Raw genomic sequence first — 20,193 nt, 5'->3', positions numbered from 1 at the left:
TCTATAATTGTCTCATCGTAAAATTGCCAAATCAGCAATTTGCTAATCAACAAATTATCATTATCTTTGCCCCACACAAATTGACAAATCAACAAATCGACAAATCAAATGAACGATTTTGAATATGCTTATCCGTTCGCCTCTGTGATAGAAGAGGCGAACGCTCACGAGAAGAATTTTATCTTTTCGCACTGCTCAGAACTTAAAGAAGACAATGCTGTGCCTTGTTTCTTCTGGGGGAATATCACGCAACCTTTTGTGGTGGCTAAGTGTCTTGCTACACTGGCGAAGACCGTAGCCTCTCAGTTTGCTATCGCCCCTGGGGTGCTTGCTAAACTACGTGACCCTATTATTTCGGTAGGGAATGGAGAATTGCTTTTTGAGGGGTTCTCGTCCTGCAATAGTGTTTATGCCCGTGTGGGCTTGCGCAACGATGTGTTAGACGGAGATTTCTTACAGAGCGGTTGTACCAATATCGATTTCAATGATGTAACCGTGCGTGCTTTCAGTGCCGTAACAGCTTCGGAGAAAATGGTGCTTAGTGTAGGGCAGAAGCAAACACACTTTATTACTGAAAAACACAAAACAGTGGAGAAGAAAGTAACCTTGCCCAATAGATGGATTAAGGGCTTGGGCAACGTACAAGTGTATCTTTCCGAAATGGATTTAGCGTACCGACTTAATAAAGCCGAAGCCATTCAGCTATTCCGTTCTCTGCCTAAACAAGCCGTGAAAAACGATTATTACTTGGTAAAACGTGGCGTAGGTTACACTTTTGCACCTACCGCTACAGCAGGGGCTATTAAAATAGGAGGAGTACATCGTCTCAACCTCTTACAAGGATTACTCTTGCTGGCCGATAGTCTTTATGTGTATCGCAGTAGTAGTGAGCAATCTGTCGCTTTTGTGTTGCATTTCAAAGGAGTAGAGATGCTCTTTTTGTTGTCCGATAATGTGTATAGAGGTTTCTCTGGTGAGGGTAAATATTTAGAAAATATGATTGAAGAAGTGCCTATGGAATGGCTTGTAGGGATTAACAATTTCTTCAAAACTAATGAAGTATTCTCACCTGCAATGGTGGCTATTGAAAACGATGTAAATATGGGAACTATGACCACCCTTCAAGCATCGCTTTCGAGCATAGGGCTATTGGGCTACAACCTCACCGATGGCAATTATTTCTACCGCCGTTTGCCTTTCAAACCCCAGCGTTTGATAAGTCTGAACCCGCGTTTGCAAAATGCCAAAAAACTCACTGAAAATAATGAAGTACAAATCGTAGAACAACGCGGTGATTATGTGAAAGCCAATGTAAAAGGAACAGGGGGAGTTACCCATACCGTTATTCTCGACGGCGAGAAAGTACAATGCACTTGCAATTGGTACACCAATCACCAAACTAATAGAGGTTTGTGTAAACACATTTTAGCTACCAAGATGATAACGAGCTAATTGAGTTAATTTTTATATTAACCCTTATCTCTTATCTAAAAAAATCCCCAAAAGTATTGCAGTCAATAAAAATCTTTGTATCTTTGCAGCATATTTTTTATAAATATAAACATAACATTAGCTGTTACCCCGTTAACTAAAAACTAGCCACTAAATATAAAGAGTATGACAAAAAAATTTAACCCCGACTATGTTTTCGAAACCAGTTGGGAAGTATGTAACAAAGTAGGCGGTATCCACACCGTTATCGCTACTAAAGCCCCTGCTATTGCCAAACAATTCAGAAGTAAATATATTCTGATAGGTCCTGATATCTGGCAACACAATGAAAATAAAGAATTTGTAGAAAACCCAGGACTCTTCAAATCTTGGCGTGCCAAAGCTGCCTCCGAAGGATTACGCGTACGTGTTGGTAACTGGAAAATAGAGGGAAATCCTATTGTTATCCTTGTTGATTTTTCTCATTATGTAAGCGCTAAAAATGAAGTTTTACGTTACTATTGGGATAACTATAAACTCGATTCTTTCAATAGTCCTTGGGATTATGTAGAGTCTGTACTCTTTGGTTATGCCGTTGGAAAAGTAATCGAGAGTTTCGTGAAGTTCAACACTGCTTCACGCGAAAACGTAATATGCCACTTCCACGAGTGGATGACAGGTAGTGCATTACTCTATTTAGAAGGTGAAATGCCTAAAATAGGTTCAGTATTCACTACTCACGCTACAGTCGTAGGTCGTTCTATAGCAGGCAATGGCTATCCGCTCTACAACGAAATGAAAAACTACAACCCCGAAGAAATGGCTTACCGTTTTGGGGTACAACACAAGCACTTCCTCGAAAAAGAAACTACTAAAGTAGCCGATTGCTTCACTACTGTAAGCGAAATTACAGCACAAGAAGCTTTGCACTTCCTCTCTAGAAAAACAGATATAATTACCCCTAATGGCTTCAACGATGCTATCGTTCCTGCTGAAAAAGATTTCGATAAAAAACGAAAAATAGCTAGAGAACGCCTCATCAATGTAGCACAAGCCTTAGTAGCTCAACCTATTAGTGAGAAAACCAAAATCGTCGCTATTAGTGGCCGTTATGAGTTCCGCAATAAAGGAATCGATGCCTTTATCGATGCTTTGGGAGCCCTCAATCGTAATCCTAAAAATAAAAAAGAGCTCTTGGCTTATATTCTTATCCCTACTGCCTACGACGCTCCTAACCAAGGATTGCTTAACAACCTTAAACACCCCGAAAAAACAGCACCTAACGAACAAAAACACCTCACTCATATACTCCCTAACGTTTATAATGATGCCATCATAAAACGCATCAACGAGCAACAACTGTTCAACCGCAAGGAAGATAAGGTGAAAGTGATTTTCTGCCCAAGTTACCTCAATGGTAATGATGGTGTGTTCAACCTTTCTTATTACGAATTGCTCATCGGATTAGATGGCACTGCTTTCCCTTCTTACTACGAACCTTGGGGCTATACCCCTCTCGAAAGCTTAGCTTTCAAAGTACCTACTATCACCACTACTTTGGCAGGATTCGGCAAATGGGTCAATGATTACTACCCCGAAAAACAAAAAGCTATAGAAGTTGTAAATCGTAACGATAGTAACTATGGCGAAGTAGTAGGAGCTATCGCTAAAAATATACAAAACCTATTAGATAGAAAAGAAGAAGAGGCTAAAGCATTGCGCGAAACAGCAGCTAAAGTCTCCGAAATCGCTCTTTGGAAAAACTTAGTAAAATACTATATCAAGTGTTACGAACTCACTCTCGAAAATATAGAAGATAGAGTAGAAAATCTCCCTCCTGTAGAAACTGATGGTGTAGCTTATTTAGAAAAATCCAAAGTAGTCAATACTCCTAATTGGCGTAGTGTGATTATCCACCGTGCTATCCCCGAAGCCTTGCAACCGCTCGAAGAACTTGCCAAAAACCTTTGGTGGTGCTGGAACGATGAGGCTTATGAAGTGTTCAAATACATTGATAAAGCAAAATGGATAGAAGTGCGCAAAAACCCTATTGCCTTGCTTGATAGCATTTCCCTCTCTCGTTATAAAGAGTTGGAAAACGATGCGGTATTTATGCGTAACCTCTCCAAAGTATATGGTGATTTTCAGGAATATATGGCTAAAAAAGCCGAAATGGTAAGTCCGTCTATTTCTTATTTTAGTATGGAATACGGCTTGCACTCTTCTTTGAAAATCTATTCAGGAGGTCTGGGTATCTTAGCGGGCGACTATCTAAAAGAAGCTAGTGATAAAGCTACCAAAATCACTGGGGTAGGTTTGTTATACCGCTATGGCTATTTCACTCAAAAACTGTCCTCGGCAGGTAACCAAGAAGCCGATTACGAAGCTCAAGATTTCTCTAAAATACCTGTAACCCCTGTATTCGACCCCGAGACTGGTAAGTGGATAGTAATTTCTATCGAACTTCCTGGGCGTACCCTCTACGCTCGTGTATGGCGTGTCGATGTAGGTCGTATAGAACTCTATCTCCTCGATACCGATTTTGAAAACAACCGCGAAGACGACCGTTCTATCACTCACCACTTATATGGTGGCGACTGGGAAAATCGTCTCAAACAAGAAATGTTGTTAGGTTTAGGTGGTATCAAAATGTTGCGCAAATTAGGTATCGATAGTGATATTTACCACTGCAACGAAGGTCACGCTGCCTTTATAGGTTTAGAACGCCTTAGCGAATATATACAAAATAACAACCTCACTTTCTCTGAAGCAGTTGAAGTAGTACGTGCTTCGTCTCTCTTCACTACGCACACTCCTGTACCTGCAGGTCACGATGCTTTTGAAGAAGGTTTATTACGTGCTTATTTAGCAGGTTACTCCGATAAATTACACGTGAATTGGGAACAAATCCTTGCTTTAGGTAAAATCAATTTGAGCAACCCTCACGAGAAATTCTCAATGAGTAACCTCGCTGCTAACCTCTCTCAAGAAGTAAATGGTGTGAGCTGGCTCCATGGCGAGGTAAGTAAAGATATCCTCAAAGACTTGTGGCCTGGATATATGCCTGAAGAACTCCATATTAGTTATGTAACCAACGGGGTACACCAACCTACTTGGACAGCCGGCCTTTGGAAAGAAGTCGAAAATGAAGTCTTTGGTAAAGACTACAAAACTCACCACTACGACCCTAAAAGCTTTGAAGGTATTTACAAAGTATCCGATCAACGTGTGTGGGAAATCAAAACAGCCCTCCGATCTAAACTCTTGCGCCGTGTAGAACAAAAATTGCGCCTAGAAAAAAATACTCCTTATTTCTCTCCTCGTCAGCTGGTAGAAATTAAAGAAAATTTAAGAGAAGATATCCTTACTATTGGTTTTGCACGCCGTTTTGCAACCTACAAACGCGCTCACTTGCTCTTTACTAATATAGAACGTTTGGATAGAATCGTAAATAACCCAGAACGCCCTGTTCAATTCATATTCGCTGGTAAAGCTCACCCCGCCGATAAAGCAGGTCAAGACTTGATTAAAAACATCGTCGAAATCTCCAAATTACCACAGTTCCTAGGTAAAATATTATTCATACCTAACTACGATATGGAACTCGCACGACACATGGTACAAGGGGTAGACGTTTGGATGAACACCCCTACACGTCCGCTCGAAGCTTCAGGAACCAGTGGTGAAAAAGCAGCAATGAATGGTACTATGCACTTCAGCGTTCTCGATGGTTGGTGGGTAGAAGGATACCGCGAAGACGCTGGTTGGGCGCTGCCTATGGAACGATCTTACGAAAATCAACAATATCAAGACGAAATGGACGCCGAAACTATTTACAACATTATCGAAGATGAAATCGCCCCTATATTCTACGATAAAAATAAAGATGGTATATCATCTCGTTGGTGCGCCCTTATCAAAAATACAATCGCCAAAGTAGCCGTCAATTTCACCACTACTCGTATGCTCACCGATTACGAAAACCAATATTATTACCCGATGACTGAACGCGTAACTAAACTGAAAGACAATAAGTTCGCTACAGCTATCGAGCTTTCTAATTGGAAACGTAAAGTAACTCAAGAATGGGATAATATAAAGGTGGCTAACTTTAAAGTCCCTAATCGCAACGAACAACTCATCTCTATTGGTAAGGTTTACAAAGGTGAAATCACTCTAGAATTAGGCGATTTGCGCCCTCAAGATGTAGGTGTAGAACTCGTTGTCGCTCAACAAAAAGATGATAAGTTCAAAGTACTCTCTACAAGTGAGTTTACGGTAGTAACTCAAGAAGGTAATAAAGCTACTTATCAATTAGAAATTGCTTCCGAATATCCCGGCGCTTTACACTTGGCAATACGAATTTTCCCTAAAAATAATTTATTGCCTCACCGCCAAGATTTTGCCTTGGTAAAATGGCTGTAATATATAACTAAGTAGTTAATAATCAATATTGTAATAATAAATGGAGCAAAATATAATGCTGTTTTAAACACTGTGTTTTTAAGTCATTTTTTTATACCATAAAAAAAAAAAGAAAAAAAATGTACTTAAAAATTTATAGATATTAAAATAATACTTATATTTGCCCCCAAATTTAAATAGTAATCAAAATTCATTTTTAAGTATGAAGAAAATCAAATTAACTTTATTTGCTTTAGCTGCTGCTTTTTCAGTAGGAGCTCAAGCACAAGATGAAAACAGTCCTTGGCAAATAGGATTTGGAGTGAATACCGTCGATGTACGTACTCCAGAGGACTTTGGGTACTTGATGAAAGACTGGGCTGGACCAAGTGATATCAACATCCTTCCCGCTGTTTCTCGCCTTTCTGTAGGTAGATACATTGGCTCTGGTTTCTCTGCTGAACTCTCTGGATCATTGAACAAAATCGAAAAAGGTTTCGGTTATAACAAAGATCTCGATAACAAAGTAGACTTATCTTTTTGGGCTGCCAACTTGGCTGTAAAATACCACTTGAACAACCTTTGGAAAGGTGCAAGATGGTTTGACCCATTCTTACAATTAGGTGGTGGCTATGCTGCTATCGACAACGAAGGTAAATTCCGCGCTTTAGGCGGTGGAGGTGTAAACTTCTGGTTTACCGAAAACATTGGTATCAACTTGCAAACTGCCTATAACCCAACTTTCAAATCTGGCTCTCAAGAAGACTACTTCCAACATGCAGCTGGTATTGCTATCAAATTCGGTAAAAAAGACCGCGATAAAGATGGCGTAGCCGATAAAGATGACCTTTGCCCTGATGAACCAGGAGTAAAAGAATTAAACGGTTGCCCTGATAGAGATGGCGACGGAGTAGCTGATAAAGATGACCAATGCCCAGATGAAGCTGGTCTTAAAGAATTAAACGGTTGCCCTGATAGAGATGGCGACGGTATCGCTGATAAAGACGACGCTTGCCCAGATGAAGCTGGTCTTAAAGAATTCAACGGTTGTCCTGATACTGACGGCGACGGTGTGTCTGATAACGTAGACCAATGTAAAGACGTAGCTGGACCTAAAGAAAACAAAGGTTGCCCTTGGCCTGATACCGATGGTGACGGAGTTCTTGATAAAGATGATGAGTGCCCAGAAGAAGCTGGACCTGCTTCTAACAACGGTTGCCCTGAAGTAACTCAAGAAGTACAAACTCAATTGAATAGCTTTGCTAAAACTATCTTGTTCGACCTAGGTAAATCTACTATCCGCCCTGAGTCTGCTACTGTATTGAATAACATCGTTAATGTATTGAACAAATACAAAAACGCTAAATTCTCAGTAGAAGGTTACACTGATAGCACCGGTAACAAAGCTAAAAACCAAAAACTTTCTGAAGATAGAGCTTACTCAGTTAAGGCTTACTTAATTGATAAAGGTATTGACCAAGCTCGTCTTACTGCTAAAGGTTTCGGTCCTGAAAAACCTATCGCTTCTAACAAAACTAAGAAAGGTAGAGAACTTAACCGCCGTGTTGAAATCAACTTGGTAAAATAAGTCTAGGAACGTTTTTATCTTTATAAAACAAAAAAGAGGCTACCACTTAAGGTAGCCTCTTTTCTATCTCCTAACCCCTATATAATATGACTATAGATATCCAATTACAAACCTTACCTAATAACCCTGGGATATATCAGTTTTACGATGCTAATAATACCCTTATCTATGTAGGAAAGGCTATCAATCTCAAAAAACGTGTCTCCTCTTATTTTCAAAAAGAACACGATAATGCCAAAACTCGTGTCTTGGTAAAAAAAATTGTACGCATAGAACACATCGTTGTAGCTACAGAAAGCGATGCTTTACTACTAGAAAACAACCTTATCAAAAAATACCAACCTCGCTACAACATCCTTTTGAAAGACGATAAAAGTTATCCTTGGATATGCGTGAAAAAAGAACGTTTTCCCCGTGTCTTCTCTACGCGTAGAGTAGTAAAGGATGGCTCCTTGTACTTCGGTCCTTATACCAGTATGAAAACGGTACACACGCTTTTAGATTTGATAAAAGAACTCTTCCCCTTGCGTAATTGCAACTACGATTTGTCGCCCCAAAACGTAGCCAATCACAAGTTTAAAGTGTGTTTGGAATACCATCTAAAAAATTGTAAAGGACCTTGTGAAGGATATCAAAGCGAACAAGATTATAATAGTAATATCCAGCAGATAGTCGAAATCCTCAAAGGAAATTTCAAAGAAGCACTCAAGCATTTCAAAGAAGAAATGATGGCATTAGCTGCCGAAATGCGTTTTGAAGAAGCGCATCTCATTAAACAGAAAATACAAAGTTTGGAAAACTACCAAGCTAAATCTACTATTGTGAGTAGTAAAATTACCAATGTCGATGTATTCTCTATCGTTTCCGATGAAGAATATGGGTATGTAAACTTCTTGCAAGTGGCTTATGGAGCGATTGTGCGCGCTCATACTTTGGAGATTAAAAAGAAATTAGACGAGACTGATAGAGAGCTTTTAGAATATGCTATTATTGATATTCGTGAACGCTTCTTCTCTGTATCTAAGGAAATTATCGTACCTTTTGATGTAACCCTTTCCGACGGATTGCAAGCTACTATCCCTAAAGCAGGTGAGAAAAAACAACTCTTGGAACTCTCCTTGCGCAATGCCAAACACTTCCGTCAAGATAGGTTCAAACAAGAAAAAATAGTAGACCCTGAACGCCATACCAATCGCATTCTCACCCAGATGCAACGCGATTTGCACCTCTCGGTACCTCCCGTGCATATAGAGTGTTTCGATAACTCTAACATTCAGGGTACAAACCCTGTATCAGCTTGTGTAGTCTTTAAAAATGCCAAACCAAGCAAAAAGGACTATCGCCATTTCAATGTAAAAACTGTCGAAGGTCCTAACGATTTTGCTTCTATGGAAGAAGCGGTATATCGCCGTTACCGCCGTTTGTTAGACGAACAACAACCGCTGCCTCAACTCATTATCATCGATGGAGGTAAAGGGCAACTCTCATCAGCTCTAAAAGCCTTAGAACAGTTAGAATTGCGCGGTAAGATAGCTATTATAGGCATTGCCAAGCGGTTAGAGGAAATTTATTTCCCCGAAGATAGTGTCCCTTTGTATTTAGATAAGCGTTCCGAAACCCTGCGTGTAATTCAGCAATTGCGTGACGAAGCACACCGTTTTGGTATTACGTTCCACCGCCAAAAACGCAGCAAATCAGCTATTGTATCCGAACTCGATGGGGTAGGGGGGATAGGCGATAAAACCAAAGAAACGCTCCTCCAACACTTCAAATCCGTAAAACGCATCCGTGAGGCTACATTAGAAGAACTCACAAAGATCATAGGTTTTAGAGGTAAAAAAGTGTATGAGTATTTTCACCATCCGTAATTTGCTAATTTGCTAATTATTACATATCTTTGCACTTTCATCATCAATAATTTTAAGTAGTGAAGTATTGTTTCTACATAATAACCTTGCTCTTTTTGGTTGCTTGTACTTCTAAAGAAAAAAAAGCAACCCTCACTCCTTTTACTTTCCCCGAAAATACTGAGCTCATCTACCATATCAACAACTGCGACAACTTCCTGAGTGCCCTTACGAACAATAGCTTTTGGAAAGCTCATAACCCTCGTATATTGCGTTTGCACGAAGTAAAACTCTTAGGAACTTTACCCGTAAATGATGATATATGGGTAGCATTTTCTACTGAAGGCAATTGCTTTTTTATTTGTAAAAAAGAAAATAACGAGAAATCAGCTACTTGGAAAAACGCCTCTGCACAAGTGCAAAAACAAGCCTTGTTTGGCAAAGAGTGGTTCTATACAATTTATGGTGATTACTTGCTCATCAGCGATGGCGAAAAACTTTCTGAGTACACCTCTTTAAACAAACAAAACAAGAGCGATGCTCAACAGGATTTAGAAAAACTACAACAAATTAGCGGTACTGAATGTGTAGCAAACCTATTTTTACAAAAAAACGCTGCCAACGATTATTTCGAACCTTTCTTTGGTGAAAAACCACTTGCAAATTGTAAAAACTGGGTAGCTTTTGATCTCTTTTTAGAAGAAAACAATGTGCGTCTCAGCGGGGTAACCACTATTGATAAAGAGGCAAATACCGATGTGATGCTCCACACTGTCCCCTACCAAAACAATGCCCTAAGTCTAATGCCTGCTCGTGTGCTCAGCATCAGTGCTTATACTTTTGATGATGCCGAAAAACTGATACAAAACGACAGTATAGCACAAGAAAGTCCCTTTAGAACTTCTATCAATGGGGTTGCTTTTGGGCGCGTAACCGAAGGTCAATTTGCAGTTGTTTCCTCATTTGATGTAGATGAAACCCTTCAACAACTACCCGTACTCTCCGAGGATTTCAAATACAACTTCCCAATGTACGAACTCAACCCCGACCTGCCCATAAGTTTCTTCACTTCATTTGTAAAAGATTTCATTCCGCGTTATGCAGGCGTATATCAAAAGCAATTGGTACTCACCAAAACCAAAGAACTCCTCATCTCTGTAGTGAACGATATGCAGCGGGGTAATGTGTTATCAGCGAATAAAGCTTTTGGATTATTAGAAGAAAATAGTGCTTCAAATGTTACTTTCTCCCGTATTGTCAATCTTTACGACAACCCTTCATTTAGCAGTCGTTTTCCTGCAATAGCCGAAAATTACCGTTGGGCTCTTTTCCAGCAAACGCCTCAAAACGACTATTACGTGCTGAATTTTGTAAGTGAAAAACAAACTGAAAGCACCCTTTCTGATGAGATGCGCGAGCGTTTCCGCTTTGCCTTAGACGATGCTATGGCAAGTGAGCCCGTCATTCTCTTAAACCACCGCACCAAACGATTAGAAATAGCTGTCCAAGATGAAAATAACTACCTCTATCTCATAGCTAACAACGGATCCCTACTGTGGAAAAAACGCTTAGATGGAAAAATAAAAAGTCCTATCTACCAAGTAGATTTGTTCAAAAATGGCTTCCTGCAAATGGCTTTCACTACCGAAAAATCCATTTGGGTAATCGACCGCAATGGCAAGGAGGTAGCCCCTTTCCCTTTGCAGTATAAAAATCCTATTACCCCCTTAGAAGTCTTTGATTATGAAAGTAATCGCGAGTATCGATTCCTATTTGCCGAAGGCAATACTCTTCACCTTTTAGATAAGAAAGGGCAAGAAGTGAAAGGTTTTAACCAGCATACGAATGGCAAACCTTTGTTTACCCCTAAACACTATCGTTTCAATGGGAAAGACTATCTCATTTACTCATCTAACAATGGCACTTTCAACATCTTGCACCGCAATGGCGAGCCCCGTATTACTGTGAAAGGCGCCTATAGTTTTTCTAACAATCCGCCTTTGGTGTTAGGTAACCTCTTTATGTTCACTAATAGTGATGGTACGCTTATCTCTATAGACGAAAAAGGCGGAATGACCCGCAAAAACCTATCACTTACCGAACCTTTTTATTGGGGCGGAAATCGCTATGTACTTGCCTCACTTTCAGGGAATATACTCACTATTGGTAATCAACGTATCGAACTCACTGAAGGAAAATACAGCCGTCCTAAATTGTTTCGCATTCGCGGAATGAACTACGTATCAGTAACCGAACAGAATACTCAAAAAGCCTACCTATACAACGAAAAAGGCAACTTGCTAAAAGATTTTCCCGTAGAGTCTATTTCACCCATTGCTATAGATGTAGATTACGATAAATCTATTTGGGTAGTCACCGAAAAAAACACTACTGAATTGATATTGTACACAATGAAACAATTTGCTAATGAGTAGATTTACCTTTACTCTAAGAACCACGATAATTCTGAGAACTCCTAGAATTCCTCTTGCCTTACAGTAATTCCCTAATTCCGCAACTCTCAACTACTTAAAAACTTTTTCAAAAAATATTCTCAAAAAACTATTGCCATTTCAAAAAATAGTAGTACTTTTGCACGATATTTTGTAAATAGGCTTCGTGGGGACTCCCCAACGAGGCCACATAAACTTATTATATTCACCATAACAATATGGCAAGAGAAAAAATAACAGCTGTTCCTAAATTTGATAAAATTTCGATTGGTTTGGCCTCCCCCGAATCTATCTTAGCCGTTTCACGCGGCGAGGTTACTAAACCCGAAACTATCAACTACCGTACTCACAAACCTGAACGCGACGGGTTGTTCTGTGAGCGTATCTTTGGTCCTGTAAAGGACTATGAATGTGCTTGTGGTAAATACAAACGCATTCGCTATAAAGGCATCGTCTGCGACCGTTGTGGCGTGGAAGTGACCGAGAAAAAAGTACGCCGCGAAAGGGTAGGACATATCAACCTCGTGGTGCCTATCGCTCACATTTGGTATTTCCGCTCTTTGCCTAACAAAATCGGCTATTTGTTAGGTCTTCCTTCCAAAAAGTTGGATATGATTATATACTACGAACGCTATGTAGTTATCCAACCAGGTATTGCCAAAGGTCTAGAAGGTGAAGATTTACAATATTTAGACTTCCTTTCAGAAGAAGAATACCTCGCTATTACCGAGAGTCTTCCCGCTGATAACCAATACTTAGAAGATACCGATCCCAATAAGTTTATCGCTAAAATGGGAGCTGAGTGTCTCCTCGAACTCCTCGAACGTTTGGATTTAGACGCACTTTCTTATGACTTGCGCCACAAAGCCAACAACGAAAGTTCTAAACAACGCAAAACCGAAGCGCTTAAACGTTTGCAAGTGGTAGAGGCGTTCCGCGAATCCCAAAAGAACCGCGAAAACAAACCTGAATGGATGATAATGAAGGTGATTCCTGTAATCCCGCCCGAATTGCGCCCATTGGTACCACTTGATGGAGGTCGTTTTGCAACTTCCGACCTCAACGACTTATACCGCCGTGTGATCATCCGCAACAACCGCCTTAAACGCTTGATGGAAATCAAAGCACCTGATGTGATTTTGCGCAACGAAAAACGTATGTTGCAAGAGTCTGTAGATTCACTCTTCGATAACACTCGTAAATCATCAGCGGTAAAAACCGAATCTAACCGTCCGCTCAAATCTCTTTCCGATTCATTGAAAGGTAAACAAGGACGCTTCCGTCAGAACCTCCTCGGTAAACGTGTGGATTACTCTGCTCGTTCCGTTATTGTGGTAGGTCCTGAACTCAAAATGTATGAATGTGGTTTGCCAAAGAATATGGCTGCCGAACTCTATAAACCGTTTGTAATCCGTAAACTCATCGAGCGCGGTATCGTAAAAACGGTAAAATCAGCTAAGAAAATCATCGACAAAAAAGAACCTGTAGTATGGGACATCTTGGAGAACGTGATCAAAGGTCACCCTGTCCTCCTCAACCGTGCCCCTACATTGCACCGTTTGGGTATTCAGGCATTCCAGCCTAAACTCATCGAGGGAAAAGCTATCCAGTTGCACCCATTGGTGTGTACAGCGTTCAATGCCGACTTCGATGGTGACCAGATGGCGGTGCACTTGCCTCTTGGTCCTGAGGCTATCCTCGAAGCTCAACTATTGATGTTGGCTTCTCACAATATCCTCAACCCTGCCAATGGTTCACCTATCACTGTACCTTCTCAAGATATGGTCTTGGGGCTTTACTACATCACCAAAGGTCGTAAATCTACCCCAGAGTACCCTATCAAAGGCGAAGGTCTCACATTCTATTCAGCCGAAGAGGTAAATATCGCTTACAACGAAGGTAAATTGAGCCTCAACGCTTTCATCAAAGTGAAAGTACGCGACCTCGACGAGAATGGCAATGTGTATTATCCTATAGTAGAAACTACTACGGGGCGTGTGCTCTTCAACGAGTTGGTGCCTTTGGAAGTAGGCTACGTAAACGAGGTTCTTACTAAAAAATCTCTTCGCGACATCATTGGTCGTATCCTTAAAGCTACCAGCATCCCTGTAACGGGTGACTTCTTGGATAAAATCAAGAATATGGGTTACCGTTTCGCCTTCAAAGGTGGATTGTCATTCAGTTTAGGAGATATCATCATCCCACAAGAAAAAGTGGATATGATTGCTGAAGCTAATGGTCTCGTTGATGGTATTATGATGAACTATAATATGGGTCTCATCACCAATAACGAACGTTATAACCAAGTGATTGATGTATGGACATCTACCAATGCACAACTTACTGAATTGGCGATGAAACGCATCAGTACCGATCAGCAAGGGTTTAACTCAGTATATATGATGCTTGACTCTGGAGCGCGTGGTTCTAAAGAGCAGATACGTCAGCTTACTGGTATGCGTGGTTTGATGGCTAAACCTAAAAAATCAAGCGTTGGAGGGGGCGAAATTATTGAGAACCCTATCTTGTCAAACTTTAAAGAAGGTTTGTCAATCCTCGAGTACTTCATCTCTACTCACGGGGCTCGTAAAGGTCTTGCCGATACCGCTTTGAAAACTGCCGACGCTGGTTATTTAACTCGTCGTTTGGTAGACGTTTCACAGGACGTAATCATCAACACCGAAGATTGTGGTACTTTGCGCGGGGTAGAAGTACGTGCGCTCAAAAAGAATGAGGAAGTTGTAGAAACCCTTGGCGAACGCATCTTGGGTCGTGTGTCACTCCACGATGTATACAATCCTCTTACCGAAGAGCTTCTCGTAGCAGCTGGTGAAGAAATTACTGAAAAAATAGTAGATAAAATAGATGCTGCACCTATCGATATGGTAGAAGTGCGCTCTGCACTTACCTGTGAAGCTAAACACGGTATTTGTGCAAAATGTTACGGTCGCAACCTTTCTACTGGTCGTATGGTTCAGAAAGGGGAAGCTGTAGGGGTAGTTGCTGCCCAATCTATCGGTGAGCCTGGTACTCAGCTTACCTTGCGTACTTTCCACGCGGGTGGGGTTGCCGGTAACGTATCCGAAGAAAACAAAACTGAAGCGCGTTTCGATGGTATCATCGAAGTAGAAGATTTGCGCGTAGTAAGTGGTAAAGACAACGAACAAAACCCTGTAGATGTGGTAGTTCGTTCATCAGAGCTCCGCGTTCTCGACCCTACTACTAAAATGGTGCTTCAAACACACGATATCCCTTATGGGGCTCACATCTTTGTAAAAGATAAACAAGAAGTGAAAAAAGGCACTTTACTTTTCCAATGGGATCCGTACAACGCTGTAATCATCTCTGAATACTCTGGTAAAATCGCTTACGAAGATATCGAACAAGGGGTTACTTACCAAGTAGAAATCGATGAGCAAACTGGTTTCCAAGAAAAAGTGATTGTAGAATCACGTAATAAAAAGTTGATTCCTACCTTGCTTATCGTTGATAAAAATGGTGAAACGCTCCGTTCTTACAACTTGCCTGTAGGTGCCCACATTATGGTGGATAACAACAGCAAGATTGAAGAAGGTAAAGTACTCGTGAAAATACCGCGTAGTTCTGCAAAAGCTGGGGATATCACTGGGGGTCTTCCTCGTGTTACCGAGCTCTTCGAAGCGCGTAACCCATCAAACCCTGCTATCGTATCCGAAATCGACGGGGTGGTATCTTTCGGTAAAATCAAACGTGGTAATAAAGAAGTTATCGTTACCTCTCGTTTGGGTGATGAACGCAAGTACTTGGTAAAACTCTCAAGCCAAATCTTGGTACAAGAAAACGACTTTGTACGTGCAGGTAAACCTCTATCCGATGGCTCTGTAACTCCTGATGATATCTTGCGTATCAAAGGACCTTCAGCTGTACAACAGTACTTAGTAAACGAAGTACAAGAGGTATACCGCCTCCAAGGGGTGAAAATCAACGACAAACACTTTGAGGTAATCGTTCGTCAAATGATGCGTAAAGTCGAAATTCAAGACCCAGGTGATACCCTCTACCTCGAAGGTCAGTTGGTTCACAAAGACGACTTTATCGAAGAAAACGACCGTCTATTCGGTAAAAAAGTAGTAGAAGATGCTGGTGATTCCGAAAACTTACAAGCAGGACAAATAGTGAGCCTCCGCGAATTGCGCGATGAAAACTCACTCCTCAAACGTTCTGATAAGAATTTGGTAATTGCTCGTGATATCATTCCTGCTACCGCTATGCCAGTGTTACAAGGTATCACTCGTGCTTCATTGCAAACTAAATCGTTCATCTCAGCAGCTTCCTTCCAAGAAACTACTAAAGTGTTGAACGAGGCAGCAGTAAGCGGTAAAATAGATACCCTTGATGGCTTGAAAGAAAACGTAATCGTTGGTCACCGTATCCCTGCTGGTACAGGTCTTAAAGAGTACGAGAAAATCATCGTGGGCTCTAAAGCAGATATGGAACAACCTGTAGTCGAAAAGAAAAAATCACGATAAACAATGAACGAAGTAGAAGAAAAAGAAGGACAATTGAGCATCGAGCTCGATGATAAGATAGCTGGGGGAGTGTACTCTAACTTGGCGATTATCAACCACTCAGCTACTGAGTTTGTAGTAGATTTCGTGAGTGTAATGCCAGGGATGCCTAAAGGAAAAGTGCGCAGTCGCATTATCCTTACCCCCGAGCACGCCAAACGATTGCTATTTGCTTTAGATGATAATATCCAAAAGTTTGAACAAGCTAACGGAACAATCTCTAATAACGACGACCGTCACGCCATACCTCTGTTTGGTGTAACCGGACAAGCCTAATCAACTAGTAGCTAACAACTAACAGTTAATAATATTTTGCCAAAGATGTAAACACCCCGTGTGGCTCACATCTTTGGCAAATTTTTTTCCGCCATTCGTATTTTGTATTTCGGAATTATTTTGTACTTTTGCCGCCGTCTCATAAGGGGTGCTGTAACAGGCTGAGATCATACCCATTGAACTTGAACGGATAATCCCGTTGAAGGAATGAAACTAAGCGATGGAGCTTGTTTTTGCTTTTGGGTAGCATAAACAGGCTTTTTTATTTTATTAACACACCAAATAATCACCTCTTTTATTTGTTAAAAAACCTTATTTTTTTAATGAAAAATGTACTTTTGTACGCAGCTATTGCCATCTCTACCTCAGCAATAGCACAACAAGCGGAATCTCCATTAGATTCTGTTATCTCTCCAGCTAAGCCTATTCAGCTTGACGAAGTATTAGTATCGTCGGTGAGGGCTACCAAAAAACTTCCCGTAACCTTTTCTAATCTCTCTAAGGAGGAAATTAAGACCAAAAATTTCGGTCAGCAATTGCCTTTGTTGTTAGGTCAGTTGCCTAACGTGGTGAGCTATTCCGAAGATGGTTCGGGCTTTGGCAGTAGCAATATGTTTGTACGTGGGAGCGACCTGTACCGCACCAATGTAACTATCAACGGTGTACCCCTCAACGACTCCGAATCTCAAGGGGTTTTTTGGTACAATCTCTCCGACTTTGCTTCTTCTGCCGAGAGCATACAGTTGCAACGCGGAGTAGGAACCTCTTCTAATGGAGCAGGAGCTTTTGGCGCCAGCCTCAACGTCCTCACCGATGCCGTACAAGAGCACGCATCAGGGGAACTCGCCAACTTCTATGGCAGTTATAACACTCACAAACACAGCCTTAAACTTTCCACTGGAAAACTCAATGACCGTTTTGAGCTTAGCGGACGCTTTTCTGTAATCAAAAGTGATGGGTATCGCGACCGCGCTTCCTCCGACCTAAAATCGTACTTCTTACAAGGTGCTTATAGTCACGGTGGTACGCTCATCAAAGGATTGGTGTTTGGTGGCAAACAAAGTGTATATCTCACTTATTTAGGAGTGGACAAAGAAACTTTGAATAGCAATCGTCGCTACAATCCTGCTGGAGCCTACAAAGATGCCGCTGGTAACAAACGTTTCTACGACAACGAAACTGATAACTATCAGCAAGACCACGCCCAACTGCACTGGACACAACAGTGGAGTACTGCGTGGCATACGCAACTCTCATTTCACTACACCAAAGGTAAAGGCTATTGGGAGAACTATGAGAAGAAAAAATATTCTAAGATAGGCTTGCCTAAAGTACTCGACGGGGCAGGCAAGGAGCAAAAAGCATACATCATTCATCAACAAGGATTGAACAACGATTTCTGGGGAACTACCTTTTCGGCGAACTATCAGAAAGATGGTGTGCAACTGCTCTTTGGAGGATTGCTCAATCGCTATGAAGGGTCACATTACAAAGATTTGCTATGGGCAGAAAAAGCGCCTTTTGTGTATGGCAATCGCTATAGTTACGAAGGTCTAAATACTAAAGAAGAAGTGGCAGGTTATGGCAAACTCACTTGGCAATTTGCCCCTAAATGGAGCCTGTTTGCCGATGTGCAATTCCGTCACGTAGGGTATAAGGCTAATAAATACAAGGTAGATGAAAGTCTTAACAGCTTCAATCCTAAGGCGGGTCTTACCTTCTTTTTGAATGAACACAACGACCTTTATGTTTCTTATGCACGAGCAACTAAAGAGCCTAACCGCTCCGATTACAAGAGTTATTACGAAGCTTTGCAGGACGATCCTAATGCTAAAAAACCTATCGCCGAGAAACTCAACGATATCGAACTCGGTTGGCGACTCACCACCCCCAAAGTGCGTTTGAATCTCAATGGTTATTATATGGCTTATCAAGACCAATTAGTGCTTTCAGGGAAACTCAACAGCACTGGTTATCCTATCCGTGAGAATGTGGGTAAGAGCTATCGTGCAGGAGTTGAAGCCGATGCAATGGTACAACTCTCAGAGCGTTGGTTCTGGTCACCCAATTTAGCTTTTAGTAAAAATCTAAACAGAGATTATAAGAGTCAAGATGCTGATGTAGCGACTCGTACGATCAGCTGGGGCGACACTCGTATTTCCTATTCTCCCGATGTAGTGCTCGGTAATACCATTACTTTTATGCCTATTGATGGCTTTCAAATAGGGCTGATTTCTAAATATGTGGGTGCACAATATGTAGATAACACCGAACGTGATGAAGCAAAACTTGATGCTTATTTTGTGAATAATCTCAGTTTGCAATACGAGTGGAAGCCTAAAAGCACTTTCAAATCAGTGTTGTTTTCGGTAATGGGGAATAACATTTTCAACACCAAATACACTCCTTATGGCGATAATGGTTGGGGAATGGTATATATTCCCGCTGCCGAAGCGAATTACTTAGCAGGAGTAACACTCAGTTTTTAGTTACATTGTAGGGGCGTTTTGCAAATGCCCCTACAAAACAAAACCTTTATAATATTAAAAAAGCTGTCTATTTAGACAGCCTTTTTTATTTTTCTTACCTCTTATCTCTTACCTCTTCAAGTATTTTTCAAAAGTAAAATTATAAGCGTGTCTTTCGTCTTTTTCAAAGGGTTCAGAGCTTACTAACTCCCATTCTTCAGTGTTAAATTTAGGGAAAAACACATCAGCTTCTGGGAAAGTGTGGTGCACACGTGTGAACTCTATCACATCGGCAAGAGGCAATGCTTGAGCGTAGATTTCACCACCTCCTATCACATAAGGGTTGGGGTCTATGGCAAGTGCTTTTTCAATAGCTTCCTCTAACGAATTTACTACTATGATGCCTTCTTTTATATAGTCTTTTTGACGTGTAATCACTATATGGGTGCGATTAGGCAAGGGTTTAGGAAAAGTCTCAAACGTTTTCCGCCCCATAATAATGCAATGCCCTGTAGTGAGGCGTTTGAAATGTTTGAAATCTTCTGGCAAATGCCAAAGCAAATCGCTTCCTTTGCCCAAAGCATTGTGCTCATCGGCGGCAGCTATAAGAGTAATCATAGAATTTACACTGTAGGATTTGTGTTGGAAGTAGAACTTTGTGCAGTTTCTTCAGCTGATAATTCACGTTGCGCTTGCTCTTTTTGTGAGGCAAATTCTTTTTCCACAGCGGCTTCCATTCTGATGAGTTTTTTCTGTTGGGCAGCAATGAGTTGTTCGCGTTGTTTTTCTTGCCATTGTTTACCTAAAAAGCGATTGAAAATGAACACGTTCATTGCGTGCCATAGCCAAAAGAAAAGCCAAATAAGGCTCGCCCAAATATACCAATTATAGTTTACACCATAGTTGAGCACTTTATTGGCAACAGCAAAAAATATACAGCCTAAAACCATTACAAAAAAGTGAATATACAAAAGTCTCTTTTGTTTAAGGCGCTTTTCGGCGTTTTTGAAAAGTTCGTATTGTTCGGGAGTGAGTTGTTGAGTGTCTGCCATTTTATTTATCTTTTAATATTCAGGCGCAAAAATAAGTATAATTTATCAATTAGCAAATTTGTTGGTATATCAATTTTGTGTACTCATTAAAAAATATTACTTTTGTCCATTCATTAGTAAATAGGTA

General features: G+C 40.9%; 10 protein-coding genes and 1 riboswitch. Of the genes, 8 read left to right on the top strand and 2 right to left on the bottom strand.

The genetic code is table 11. The annotated features are described in order from the left end of the window. Positions 1-108 precede the first annotated feature (108 nt). The 8 genes from Q0162_RS11445 to Q0162_RS11410 all read left to right on the top strand — a co-directional run bounded on the left by Q0162_RS11445 (position 109) and on the right by Q0162_RS11410 (position 19,035). Complete coding sequence (locus tag Q0162_RS11445) at positions 109-1,452, top strand: SWIM zinc finger family protein (RefSeq protein WP_297891833.1); 1,344 nt, start codon at positions 109-111, stop codon at positions 1,450-1,452. 165 nt (positions 1,453-1,617) lie between these two features. Continuing rightward, entirely contained in the window at positions 1,618-5,856 is a 4,239-nt protein-coding gene (gene glgP / locus Q0162_RS11440; protein WP_297891831.1) for an alpha-glucan family phosphorylase, read from the top strand. Positions 5,857-6,058: 202 nt separating this feature from the next. Next, entirely contained in the window at positions 6,059-7,423 is a 1,365-nt protein-coding gene (locus Q0162_RS11435) for an OmpA family protein (protein ID WP_297891828.1), read from the top strand. A gap of 86 nt (positions 7,424-7,509) precedes the next feature. Beyond that, a complete protein-coding gene (gene uvrC, locus Q0162_RS11430; protein ID WP_297891825.1) occupies positions 7,510-9,291 on the top strand; it encodes an excinuclease ABC subunit UvrC in 1,782 nt (593 codons plus the stop codon). 59 nt (positions 9,292-9,350) lie between these two features. Beyond that, positions 9,351-11,705, top strand: coding sequence for a hypothetical protein (locus tag Q0162_RS11425; RefSeq protein ID WP_297891824.1), 2,355 nt, complete (start codon positions 9,351-9,353; stop codon positions 11,703-11,705). A 236-nt stretch (positions 11,706-11,941) separates the two neighbouring features. Further along, positions 11,942-16,231, top strand: coding sequence for a DNA-directed RNA polymerase subunit beta' (rpoC, locus tag Q0162_RS11420; protein WP_297891822.1), 4,290 nt, complete (start codon positions 11,942-11,944; stop codon positions 16,229-16,231). A gap of 3 nt (positions 16,232-16,234) precedes the next feature. Continuing rightward, positions 16,235-16,546, top strand: coding sequence for a DUF3467 domain-containing protein (locus tag Q0162_RS11415; protein ID WP_297891819.1), 312 nt, complete (start codon positions 16,235-16,237; stop codon positions 16,544-16,546). A 134-nt stretch (positions 16,547-16,680) separates the two neighbouring features. Further along, positions 16,681-16,769: riboswitch (TPP riboswitch) on the top strand. A gap of 100 nt (positions 16,770-16,869) precedes the next feature. Then, the gene (locus Q0162_RS11410) at positions 16,870-19,035 is read left to right on the top strand and encodes a TonB-dependent receptor (RefSeq protein WP_297891817.1); all 2,166 of its coding nucleotides are present in this window, start codon (positions 16,870-16,872) and stop codon (positions 19,033-19,035) included. Positions 19,036-19,143: 108 nt separating this feature from the next. Here the strand turns inward: Q0162_RS11410 and Q0162_RS11405 are convergent, their stop codons facing one another. Together Q0162_RS11405 and Q0162_RS11400 are read right to left on the bottom strand one after the other, a co-directional pair. Next, the gene (locus Q0162_RS11405) at positions 19,144-19,632 is read right to left on the bottom strand and encodes a dihydrofolate reductase (RefSeq protein WP_297891815.1); all 489 of its coding nucleotides are present in this window, start codon (positions 19,630-19,632) and stop codon (positions 19,144-19,146) included. A 5-nt stretch (positions 19,633-19,637) separates the two neighbouring features. Beyond that, on the bottom strand, positions 19,638-20,066 hold the full coding sequence (locus tag Q0162_RS11400) for a 2TM domain-containing protein (protein ID WP_297891813.1): 429 nt from the start codon (positions 20,064-20,066) through the stop codon (positions 19,638-19,640). Between the last annotated feature and the right edge of the window lie 127 nt (positions 20,067-20,193).

Source organism: uncultured Capnocytophaga sp., from assembly GCF_937936315.1.
Classification (GTDB): Bacteria; Bacteroidota; Bacteroidia; order Flavobacteriales; family Flavobacteriaceae; genus Capnocytophaga.
This window is presented reverse-complemented; position numbering and strand designations above follow the sequence as displayed.